The sequence below is a fragment of the Kitasatospora sp. NPDC059160 genome (assembly GCF_042755465.1).
Taxonomy (GTDB): domain Bacteria; phylum Actinomycetota; class Actinomycetes; order Streptomycetales; family Streptomycetaceae; genus Kitasatospora.
This window is the reverse complement of the sequence record NZ_JBHZCN010000003.1, coordinates 114,853-126,675: the sequence shown is the minus strand read 5'-3', so window position 1 is coordinate 126,675 and position 11,823 is coordinate 114,853. Positions and strand designations below refer to the sequence as shown.

Genomic DNA, 11,823 nt, shown 5'->3' with positions numbered 1-11,823 from the left:
CGGCGAGGCCCTCGGCGAACCGCCGGTCCGCCTCGGCGGCGGTAGCGGCGGTACCGGTGGCGGCGGTACCGGTGGCGGCCGGGCTCGCCGTGCCCGCGACGCGGGCGGCCACCGCCTCGCCCTCGGCGCCGTGCCCGAGGACGGCGGCGGGCTGCACGCCCCAGGACCGCCACAGCTCGGCCAGCGCGTACTGGACGGCGGACGCCGAGGGCCGGTCACCGGGCTGCTCGGCGCACCGCTCCAGGGCGCTGCGGAAGACCGGCTCGGTCGCGGCCAACTCGGCCGCCGCGTCGGCGAACCGCCCCTCCGGGCCGCCGGTGAACAGGAACACCGGTCCGCGCCCGCCCTCCGGGGTGCGGGCCCCGCGGCGGACCCCGGCGGGCCGTTCCCCGTCCGGGCCGGTCCGGGCGAGCAGCCCGCGCAGCTCGGCGGTGGAGGAGGCGACGGCGGTGAGCCGGTGCGGGAAGTGCGCCCGCCCGAGGCCGGTGGTCCGGCAGATCTCCGCGAGCGACCGTCCGGCGAGCCCGGAGTCGAGCGACTCGGCGTAGCGGACGGCGAGTTCGGCGAGGGCGGCCGGTGTCTTCGCCGACAGGGTGAGCAGCTCCGGACGGTCCGGCGCCGCCTCCGCGCCGTCGCCGGGGACGGCCGCCGGGGCCTCCTCGATGATCACGTGGGCGTTGGTGCCGGTGATGCCCTGCGAGGACACCCCGGCCCGCCGGGGCCCCGCGCCCGGCGGCCAGTCGCTCGCCTCCGCGACCAGCTCGACCGCGCCCGCCGACCAGTCGACGTGCGGGGTGGGCTCGGCGACGTGCAGGGTGGCGGGGAGCCGGCCGTACCGCATCGACAGCACGGTCTTGATCACCCCGGCGACGCCCGCCGCCGCCTGGGTGTGCCCGATGTTGGGCTTGAGCGAGCCGAGCCGCAGCGGCTGCCCGGGGTCGCGGTCGCGCCCGTAGACGGCCAGCAGGGCGCGGGCCTCGATCGGGTCGCCGAGCGGGGTGCCGGTGCTGCTCGCCTCCACCACCTGGACGTCGCCGGGCGAGAGCCGGGCGTCGGCCAACGCCTGCCGGACGACCCGCTGTTGGGCCGAGCCGCTGGGCGCGGTGAAGCCGTTGCTGGCGCCGTCCTGGTTCACCGCGCTGCCGCGCACCACGGCCAGCACGGGGTGGCCAAGCCGCCGGGCGTCCGACAGCCGCTCCACCAGCAGCACGCCCACGCCCTCGGCGAGCCCGCTGCCCGCGGCCTGCGCGGAGAACGGGCGACATCGGCCGTCCGGTGACAGCCCCTGCATCCGGGTGAACTCGGTGAACAGCTGCGGGGTGGCCATCACCGTCGCGCCGCCCGCCAGCGCCATCGCGCACTCGCCGCGGCGCAGCGACTGCACGGCCAGGTGCAGCGCCACCAGGGAGGACGAACAGGCCGTCTCCACGGTCAGCGAGGGGCCGCGCAGGCCCAGCGTGTACGAGATCCGGCCGGCGGCGGCGCCGCCCACCGAGCCGGTGGTCAGGAAGCCCTCCGCCTCCTCGGGCACCTCGCCGCGCCCCTGCCCGTAGTCCAGGCAGGACAGCCCGGTGAACACCCCGGTCTCGCTGTCGCGCACCGACTCCGGGTCGATCCCGGCGTCCTCGAAGGCCCGCCAGGCGGTCTCCAGCAGCAGCCGCTGCTGCGGGTCCATGGCGAGCGCCTCGCGCGGGCTGATGCCGAAGAAGGCCGCGTCGAAGTCGGCCGCGTCGGGCAGGAAGCCGCCGGAGCCGGTCAGGCTCGGGCCCCCGCCGGCGGGGTCGTGCAGGCCCTCCGCCCAGCCGCGGTCGCGGGGGAACGCGCCGACGGTCTCCCCCTCGGAGGCCAGCAGCCGCCACAGGGCCTCGGGCGAGTCGATGCCGCCCGGGTAGCGGCAGGCCATGCCGACGATCGCGATCGGCTCCTGCGGCCCCTCCTCCAGTTCGCGCAGGCGCTCGCGGGCCTGGTGCAGGTCGACGGTGAGGCGCTTGAGGTAGCCGAGCAGCTTCTCGTCGGCTGCCGGTGTCACTGCTGCTGATGCCATGACGGATCGGTCCTTGCGGGGAGGGTGGGGGTGGCCGGTGGGGGGTGGGGGCGGTGTCAGGTCAGCTGGGCGTCGATGAAGGCGAACAGCTCCTCGGCGGTGGCGGCCTCGATCAGCGCCGCCACGTCCTCCGCCGGGTCGGCCGGCTCCGCCGCCACCTGCGGTTCCGCCGCCGTCACGGGTTCCGGTTCGGCGGCCTCGGCCGGTGCGAGCGCGGCGTCCAGCACCGCGACCAGCTCCGGCAGCGTCGGCGCCTCGAACAGCAGGGTGACGGGCAGCTTGACCTCCGTCGCCGCGCCGAGCCGGTTGCGGAACTCGACCGAGGTGAGCGAGTCGAAGCCGAGCTCGCCGAACGGCCGGTCGGCCGGGACGGCCTCGGGCCGGCAGCCCAGGACGGCGGCCGTCTGGGTGCGGATCAACTCGGCGAGCAGCTCCGCGCGTTCCTCGGCACCCAGCCCGGCCAGCTCCTCCCGCAGCGGCCGGTCGCGCCGCCCGGGGGCGTTCCCGGGCCGCTGCGGCCCGGCGGCGGCCAGGACGGAGCGCAGCACCGGCGGCAGGTCGCCGCCGAGCTCGCGCAGCGCCGCGCGGTCCAGCCGGGCGGGCAGCAGGGCGGCGTGCGGGGAGAGCAGGGCCGCGTCCAGCAGGGCGAGGCCGAGCTCGGGCGCCATCGCGACCAGTCCGGCCCGGGCGAAGCGGGCGCGGTCAGCGGCGCCGAGCCCGCCGAGCATGCCGTCCGGGTCGTCCCACAGGCCCCAGCCGAGGGCGAGCCCGGGCAGGCCCTGGGTGCGGCGGTGCCGGGCGAGCGCGTCCAGGAAGGCGTTGGCGGCGGTGTAGCCGCCCTGCCCGGCGCCGCCGAGCGTCGCCATCACCGAGGAGATCAGCACGAAGGCGGTGAGCGGGTGGCCGGCGGTCAACTCGTGCAGGTGCCAGGCGCCGTCGGCCTTGGTCCGCATCACCCGGTCGATCCGGTCGGGGGTGAGCGAGGTGATCGGGGCGTCGTCCACCACGCCCGCGGCGTGGACCACGGCGGTCAGCGGGTGCCGCTCGGGGACGGCGGCGATCATCGCGGCCACCGCGGCCCGGTCGGCGACGTCGACCGCGGCGAACCGCACCTCGGCGCCCGACTCCGCCAGTTCGGCGGCGAGTTCGGCCGCGCCGGGCGCGTCCGCGCCGCGCCGTCCGGCCAGCAGCAGCCGTCGGGCGCCGTGGGCGGTGACCAGGTGCCGGGCGAGGGCCCGGCCGATGGCGCCCGTGCCGCCGGTGATCAGGACGGTCCCGTCCGGGTCGAGGACCGGCGGCACGGTCAGCACGACCTTGCCGACGTGCCCGCCCCGGCTCAGCAGCCCGAAGGCCTCGGGTGCGCGCCGCACGTCCAGGTCGGTCACCGGCGCCCGGCCGAACGCGCCCTCGGCGAACAGCTCGACCACCCGGCGCAGCAGCCGGCCGAGGTGCTCGGGCGGCAGCTCCAGCAGGTTCATCGCCCGGTAGCGGGCCCCGGGGTGGGCGGCGGCCACCTCGGCGGGGTCGCGCCGGTCGGCCCGGCCGAGTTCGACCAGCAGGCCGCCGGGGCGCAGCGACCGCAGGGACTCGTCGACGGCCGCACCGGTCAGCGAGTTCAGGACGAACGCCATCCCCCGAGCGCCGGAGGGGAGTTCGGCGAAGCGCGCGCCGAAGCCGGGCTCACGGGAGGAGGCCAGGTGGGCGTCGTCCAGCCCGAGGGCGCGCAGGGCGGGCCACTTGGCGGGGGCGGCGGTCGCGAAGACCTCCGCGCCCAGGTGCCGGGCGAGTTGGACGGCGGCCGTGCCGACACCGCCCGCCCCGGCGTGGATCAGCACGGCGTCGCCCGCGCGCACCCCGCCCAGGTCGACCAGGGCGTGCAGGGCGGCCAGGTGGGCGACCGGCACGGCGGCGGCCCGGGTGAAGGACCAGCCCTCGGGGATCCGCACCAGGGTGCGGTGGTCGGCGTGGGCGACGGTGCCGAGGGCAGCGGGGAACAGGCCCATCACCCGGTCGCCGACGGTCAGCCCGGTGACCCCGGGGCCGGTCGCGGTGACCACGCCCGCGCCCTCCAGCCCGAGCGGGCCCGGGTCCCCGGCGTGCAGGTCCAGCGCGCCCAGGACGTCGTGGAAGGTGAGCCCGGCGGCGCGGACCGCGATCCGGACCAGGCCGGGGCCCGGTGCGGCGGCGGCCTCGGGGCAGGGGCGCAGCTCCAGGGCGTCGAGGGTGCCGGGCCCGGAGAGGTCCAGCCGCCAGTCCACCGCGTCCTTCGGGACCGTCAACACGCGCTCCCCCGCCGCGGATCGCAGCCGGGGCACCAGGACGGATCCGTCCCGGGCGGCCAGCTGGTGCTCCTCCGGCGTCAGCGCCTCGGCCGGGACCCCGGCCGTCTCCGGCCCGAGGTCGACCAGGACGAACCGGCCCGGGTGCTCGACCTGGGCCGTCCGCACCAGCCCCCAGGCCGCCGCCTGGGCGAGGTCCCGGACGGTCTCGCCGCCTCGGACGGCGACCGCCCCGCGGGTCACCAGCACCAGCCGGGCCCCGGCGAGCCGCTCCTCGGCCAGCCAGCGGCCGAGCAGGTCCCGCGTTCGACGGGTCACGGTACGGGCCGCCGTCGCCGGATCGGTCCCGTCCGCGCCCGCCGGACAGTCCACCAGGACGTGTGCGGGCGGCCCGGCCGCCGTGCACAGCGCCTCCAGGTCAAGGGCGTCCCACGGAACGGGTGCATGATGTTCCGTCAGATCGCTTTCGAGAGATCCCAGTTGCTCCCAGCCGAGCGCGAATAGCGAGTCCCGCGCGGCGGCTTCGGGATCGACCGAGCCGCCGGTCTCCGCGACCGGGCACAGCTCGACCGACTCGACCAGCCCCACCGCCGCCCCCGAGGCGTCCCGCAGGGTCAGCCGGAGGCCTCCGCCCGCGGCGCGCACCGCGTGCACCCGCAGGGCCGTCGGGCCGGCACCGCCGGTCAGCGACACGCCGCGCCAGCGCAGCGGCTGGGTGCGCCGCCCGTGCTGCCCCAGCGCGTCGGCGATCAGCCCGTGCAGGGCTGCGTCGAGCAGGGCGGGGTGCAGGCGGTGGGCCCCGGCGGCCCCGGCGGCCGGCTCGGGCAGGACGGCCTCGGCGAACCGTTCGCCGTCGCGCCGCCAGGCGGCCCGCAGTCCCTGGAACACCGGCCCGTACGCGTGGCCGTGCAGGGCGAGGTCCTGGTACGCGCGCTCCGGCGGCACCGGCACGGCGCCGGTCGGCGGCCACTCCCCGGCCTCCCCGGCCTCCTCGAACGGTACGGCTCCAGCGGCCCCGAGGGTGCCGGTGGCGTGCTCGGTCCACTCCCCGCCGGTCGCCCGGCCGGAGATCCGGCAGGTCCGCAGCCCGGCGCCATCCGCGCCGGTGATCCGGACCCGCAGGTCGACGGCGCCGTCCGCGGGCAGCACCAGCGGTGCGGTGACGGTCAGTTCCTCGATCCGGGCCGCCCCGGACCGGGCACCCGCGTGCAGGGCCAGGTCCAGGAAGGCGCTGCCGGGCAGCACGACCGCACCGGCGAGGGCGTGGTCGGCCAGCCAGGGGTGGCTGCGGGTCGCCAGCCGTCCGGTGAACACCGTTTCGCCGTCGCCGAGTTCGACGGCCGCGCCGAGCAGCGGGTGGTCGGCCGGGGCCTGGCCGAGGCCGGCGGTGCCGGTCGGTCCGGCGGTGGCGGTGAGCCAGTAGCGGCGCCCCTGGAAGGGGTAGGTGGGCAGCTCGGGGCGGTCGGCGGCGGTGCCGGTACCGGTGCCGGTGAGCCGGTCCCAGGCGATCGGCAGGCCCCGGACGTGGGCCTCGGCGGCGGAGGTGAGGAAGCGGCGCAGTCCGCCGTCCTCGCGGCGCAGCGAGCCCGTCACCGTCCCCTCGACCCCGGCCTCCTCCAGGATCCGGCCGATGCTGGCGACCAGCACCGGGTGCGGGCCGACCTCGACGAAGGTGGTGTGGCCGGCGGCGATCAGCGCCTCGACGGCCTCCTGGAAGCGCACGGTGTGCCGCAGGTTGGCGTACCAGTAGGAGGCGTCGAGCCCGGCGCCGTCCTGCCAGTCGGCGGTGACCGAGGACATCAGCGCCGTGCCGCCGCCGCGCGGGGTCAGCGGCGCCAGGCCGGCCAGGATCCGTTCCCGGATCGGTTCGACCGCCGGGCAGTGCGAGGCGAAGGCCGCCGGGATCACCCGGGCCTCGACGCCCTCGGCCCGGTAGCCGTCGACCAGTGCGGCGATCGCCGCCGGCGGCCCGGCCACGGCCGTACTGCCGGGGCCGTTGACCGCGGCGACGGCCAGCGGCTCGACGAGCCGTTCCCGCACCCGCGCGGCGGGCAGCGGGACGACGGCCATCGCGCCCTTGCCCATCAGCTCGATCGCCACGCTGCTGCGCAGCGCGATGGCGCGGGCGCCGTCCTCCAGCGAGAGCGCCCCGGCCACCACGGCGGCGGCGATCTCGCCCTGGGAGTGGCCGACCACGGCGTCCGGGACGACCCCGGCGGCGCGCCACAGTTCGGCCAGCGACACCATCACCGCCCACAGCGCGGGCTGCACGACGTCGATCCGGTCCAGCAGCGGCGCCCCGGCCAGGACGTCCGCCAACGACCAGTCCACGTACGGCGCGAGCGCCCGCTCGCACTCGGCCAGCCGGGCCGCGAAGACCGGGCTCTCGGCGGCGAGCGCCGCCGCCATCCCCTGCCACTGGCCGCCCTGGCCGGGGAAGACCAGGACGGTCCGCCCGGGCTCACCGGCCCGGCCGGTGACGACGGCGCGGTTCTCCTCGCCGCGGGCCAGGGCGTCCAGCGCCCGGTCGGCCTCGGCGCGGTCGGCGGCGATCACCACGGCGCGCTCGTCGAAGGCCGTACGGGCGGTCAGGGCCGGTGCGGCCGCGGTCGGGTCGAGCGGGGCGGCGGCCAGCCGCCGGGCCTGCTCGCGCAGCGCCTCGGGGGTGCGGGCGGACAGCACCACCGGCACCACCGGCGGGCGCTGCGGCTGCTCCGCGGTTCCGGCGTCGGTCCCGGCGTCGGTTCCGGCCTCGGTCCCGGCGTCGGTTCCGGCCTCGGTTCCGGCCGCGACGACGGGCGGCTCGGTGAGGATGACGTGTGCGTTGGTGCCGCTGATCCCGAAGGAGGAGACGCCGCCGCGCCGGGGCCCGCCGGTCCGCGGCCAGGGCCGGGCCCGGTCGAGCAGGGCCACCGCTCCGGCCGTCCAGTCCACGTGCGGGGACGGCCGGTCGACGTGCAGGGTCGCGGGCAGGGTGGCGTGCCGGATCGCCTGCACCATCTTGATCACGCCGCCGACGCCGGCCGCCGCCTGGGCGTGCCCGATGTTGGACTTGAGCGAGCCCAGCCACAGCGGCCGCCGCCCGTCCCGGTCCTGACCGTAGGTGGCGAGCAGGGCGTTCGCCTCGATCGGGTCGCCCAGCGCGGTGCCGGTGCCGTGCGCCTCGACGGCGTCGACCTGGCGCGGGGTGAGTCCGGCGTCGGCGAGGGCGTCCTCGATGACGCGCTGCTGGGCGAGGCCGTTCGGCGCGGACAGCCCGTTGGAGGCGCCGTCGGAGTTGACGGCGCTGCCCGCGACGACCGCCAGCACCGGGTGGCCGTGGCGGCGGGCGGCGGAGAGCCGCTCGACCACCACCATCCCGGCGCCCTCGCCCCAGCCGGTGCCGTCCGCCTGCGCGGAGAACGCCTTGCAGCGGCCGTCGGCGGCCAGCACCCGCTGGCGGGAGAGCTCGACGAACATGCCGGGGGTGGCCATCACGGTGACGCCGCCGGCCAGGGCGAGCGTGCACTCCCCGGAGCGCACCGAGCGCACCGCCTGGTGCAGCGCCACCAGCGAGGCCGAGCAGGCGGTGTCCACGGTCAGCGCGGGGCCGTTCAGGCCGAGCAGGTAGGCGATCCGGCCGGAGACCACGCTCACGCTGGTGCCGGTCAGCAGGTGCCCGGCGACGCCGGGGCCGGCCGTCTCCATGCCGGGCCCGTAGTCGGCGTGCATCGCACCGGCGAACACGCCGGTCCGGCTGCCCGCAAGCGCCGTCGGGTCGATCCCGGCGCGCTCCAGGGCCTCCCAGGCGACCTCCAGCAGGAGCCGCTGCTGCGGGTCCATGGCGAGGGCCTCGCGGGGGCTGATCCCGAAGAACTCCGCGTCGAAGTCCGGCGCCTCCCGGACGAAGCCGCCCCGGCGGACGTACGAGGTCCCGGTCCGCTCCTGGTCCGGGTGGAAGAGCGCGGCCAGGTCCCAGCCGCGGTCGTCCGGGAAGTCCCCGGTGGCGTCCGTCCCGGTGTCGACCAGGCGCCACAGGTCCTCGGGCGAGCGCACCCCGCCGGGGTAGCGGCAGGCCATGCCGACGATGACCACCGGGTCGTCCTCGTCCGGCTCCGGCGCCGCGTCGGTCCCCGGCGCAGCGGTCACGGCTGCCTCCGGGGGCTGCGCCACCGGCTCCGGGCCGGCCCGGAGCGCCCCGATCGCGCCGGCCAGGGCGGCCGGGCTGGGGTGGTCGTACAGGACGGTGCTCTCCAGTGCCCGGCCGGTCGCGGCCGACAGCCGGTCGCGCAGTTCGAGCGCCATGGCGGAGTCCAGGCCCAGTTCCCGGAAGGTCCGGCCGGGCCGGACCTCGGCGGCCGAGCCGGCGTCCAGCACCACGGCGGTGTGGCTCCGGACCAGCTCCAGCAGCGCCCGCTGGTCCACGGCGGGGGCCTGCGGTGCGACGGGGTCCTGCGGCGTGACGGGAGCCTGAGCTACGGGTGCGTCCGCCGTGCCCCCGCTCTCCTGCGGCGTCGCCCCCGGCAGCCCCGCCGGCCAGCAGGAGCGCCGCTGGAACGGGTACGTCGGCAGGTCGACCAGCGGCGCCGTGCCGGGCAGCAGCGCCGCCCAGTCCACCGCGACGCCCCGGACGAAGGCCTCGGCCGCCGCCGTGAGGAAGCGGCGGCGGTCCCCGCGCCCGCGCCGGAGCGTGCCGAGCACCGCGCCCGCGCCGCCGCGCGCGTCGACCGCCTGCCGGAGGCCCAGCGCGAGCACCGGGTGCGGGCTGATCTCCAGGAAGGCGGTGTGGCCCGCGTCCAGCAGCCGCTCGACGGCCGGCCCGAAGCGCACCGGCTCGCGCAGGTTGCGGTACCAGTAGAGGGCGTCCAGCTCCGCGGTGTCCACGGGCGCCGCCGTGACGGTGGAGTGGAACGGCACGTCGACGGCGCGCGGGGCGACCCCGGCGAAGGCGGCGAGCAGCTCCTCCCGCAGGACCTCGACGGCCGCGCTGTGCGAGGCGTAGTCGATCGGCACCCGGCGGGTGCGCACCCGCGGCCCGTAGTGGGCAGCCAGCGCGTCGAGCGCGTCGGCCGGGCCGGCCACCACGGTGTGCGCGGGGCCGTTGACGGCCGCGACCGACAGCGCCGGGTGCACCGCCGCGAGGTCCGACCCGACCTCCCCGGAGGGCAGTTCGACGGACAGCAGGCCGCCCCGGCCGGCGATCCGGTTCAGCGCCCGGCTGCGCAGCGCGACGATCCGCGCGCCGTCCGCCAGCGACAGCGCGCCCACGGCGGTGGCTGCGGCGATCTCGCCCTGGGAGTGGGCCACCACGGCGGCGGGCTCCACCCCGGCCGAGCGCCACAGCGCGGCCAGCGACACCATCACCGCCCACAGTGCGGGCTGGATCACCTCGTCGCCCGCCAGGGCCGGCGCTCCCTCGGCGCCGCGCAGCACGTCCGTCAACGACCAGTCCACGTACGGGCGGAGGGCCTGCGCGCAGGCGTCGATCCGTTCGGCGAAGACCGGCGATCCGTCGAGCAGTTCCGCCGCCATGCCGGCCCACTGCGAGCCCTGGCCGGGGAAGACGAAGACCGGACGGACCGGCGGCCCGTCGTGCCGGCCCTCGACCACGGCCGCCGACGGCTGCCCGGCCGCCCGTGCCGCCAGGGCGGCGAGGAAGGCGTCCCGGTCGTCCGCGACGACGACGCAGCGCTGTTCGAAGGTGCTGCGGGTGAGGGCCAGCGAGCGGCCCACCGAGGCCGGTCCGAGCTCCGGGCGCTCCGTCACCCGGGCCCGAAGCCGCTCCGCCTGGTCCCGCAGCGCGGGTTCGTCCCGCCCCGAGAGCACCCAGGGCAGCGCCCCGGCCGCGCCCCCGCCGCCCGCCGGCGCGGGCTCGCCCGCGCGCCAGTCGGCCAGCAGCACGTGGCAGTTGGTGCCGCCGATGCCGAAGGAGCTGACCCCGGCGAGCAGCGGCCGCTCGGGCGCCGGCCAGTCCCGGAGCCCGGTGTTGACCGCCAGGTTGAGGTCGTCCAGCGGGATCCGCCCGCCGGGCCCGGTGTGGTTCAGGCTGGGCACGAGTTCGCGCGCGCCGACGCACAGCACGGCCTTGATGAGCCCGGCGATCCCGGCCGCGCCCTCCAGGTGGCCGATGTTGGTCTTGACCGATCCGACCAGCAGCGGGTCGCCCGCCGCCCGGGCGGTGCCCAGCGCCGCGCCGAGCGCGGCGGCCTCGACCGGGTCCCCGGCCCGGGTGCCCGAGCCGTGCAGTTCGACGTACTGGACCTCGCCCGGCTCGACGCCCGCGTCGGCGCAGGCCGCGAGCAGCACCCGCCGCTGCGAGGCCCGGCCGGGGGTGGGCAGCGTCTCGGTGGCCCCGTCGTTGTTCAGGGCGCTGCCGCGGATGACGGCGTGGATCCGGTCGCCGTCCCGGACGGCGGCCTCCAGCGGTTTGAGGACGACGATCCCGCCGCCCTCGCCGCGGACGTAGCCGTCGGCGCGGGCGTCGAAGGTGTGGCAGCGCCCGGCGGGCGAGAGCGTCCCGGCGCGCTCCAGGGCCAGGGTGCTCTGCGGCGCCAGGATCAGGCTCACCCCGCCGGCCAGCGCGAGTTCGGACTCACCGCTGCGCAGGCTGGCGCAGGCCAGGTGCACGGCGGTCAGCGAGGAGGACTGCCCGGTGTCGACCACCAGGCTCGGCCCGTGCAGGCCCAGCGCGTAGGAGATCCGGTTGGCGGTCACCCCGCGCTGCAGTCCGGTCAGGGTGTGCCCGGTGACCGCCTCGGGGCCGAGGCCGTGCAGCAGCGCGGCGTAGTCGTCGGCGATCACGCCGAGGAACACGCCGGTCCGGCTGCCGGCGAGCCCGGCCGGTCCGGTCCTGGCGTCCTCCAGGGCCTCCCAGGCCAGTTCGAGCGCCAACCGCTGCTGCGGGTCCATCGCGACGGCCTCGCGGCGGGAGATGCCGAAGAACTCCGGGTCGAAGCCGTCCACCCGGTCGAGGAAGCCGCCGCGGGCCGGCCCCCGGTCGCCGGGGCGCCCGGTGACCGCGTCCCCGCCGGCGCGCAGCAGCCGCCAGAACGCCTCCGGCCCGTCCGCCTGCGGGAAGCGGCAGCCGATCCCGACCACCGCGACCGCCCGGGGCGGGAGACCGTCCGCTTCGCGCCCAGCCATGCCCTGCATCGATGCACCCCCGTGAACCCCGGACAGTCGGACCGCAGGCGACCGGGCACGGCACAACGGGCCACTCCCTCAAGTGGCCTGATGTACCGTCACCCGGTCCAGCCCCGGCCCCCGCCGACCCGTTCCCCGTAGTCGGCATGCACCCCTGAGCTGTCTGCGTGATCGACAGAGTATCAGCGTCCTTAGTCGCGTCAACACCTCATCGAGTATCGGAACCGTCAGGAATGGACGCGCCCGGGCCGTCGGGTCGGGGGCCGCCGGGCCGGAAGTCGGCCGCCACCGCACGAATCCGGCCACTGCGTGAACCGACGCTTCCGGGTCCGGGAGACTGGGGATTACCCGAACAGGCGGCTGGTCATGCGGCATTGT

The 11,823-nt window shown here is 77.8% G+C and carries 1 pseudogene; it reads right to left on the bottom strand.

Annotated elements, in window-relative coordinates:
- Positions 1–154 precede the first annotated feature (154 nt).
- Positions 155–11,445: pseudogene (locus tag ACFXOZ_RS02250) on the bottom strand (type I polyketide synthase); the annotation flags it as partial.
- Positions 11,446–11,823: the final 378 nt, after the last annotated feature.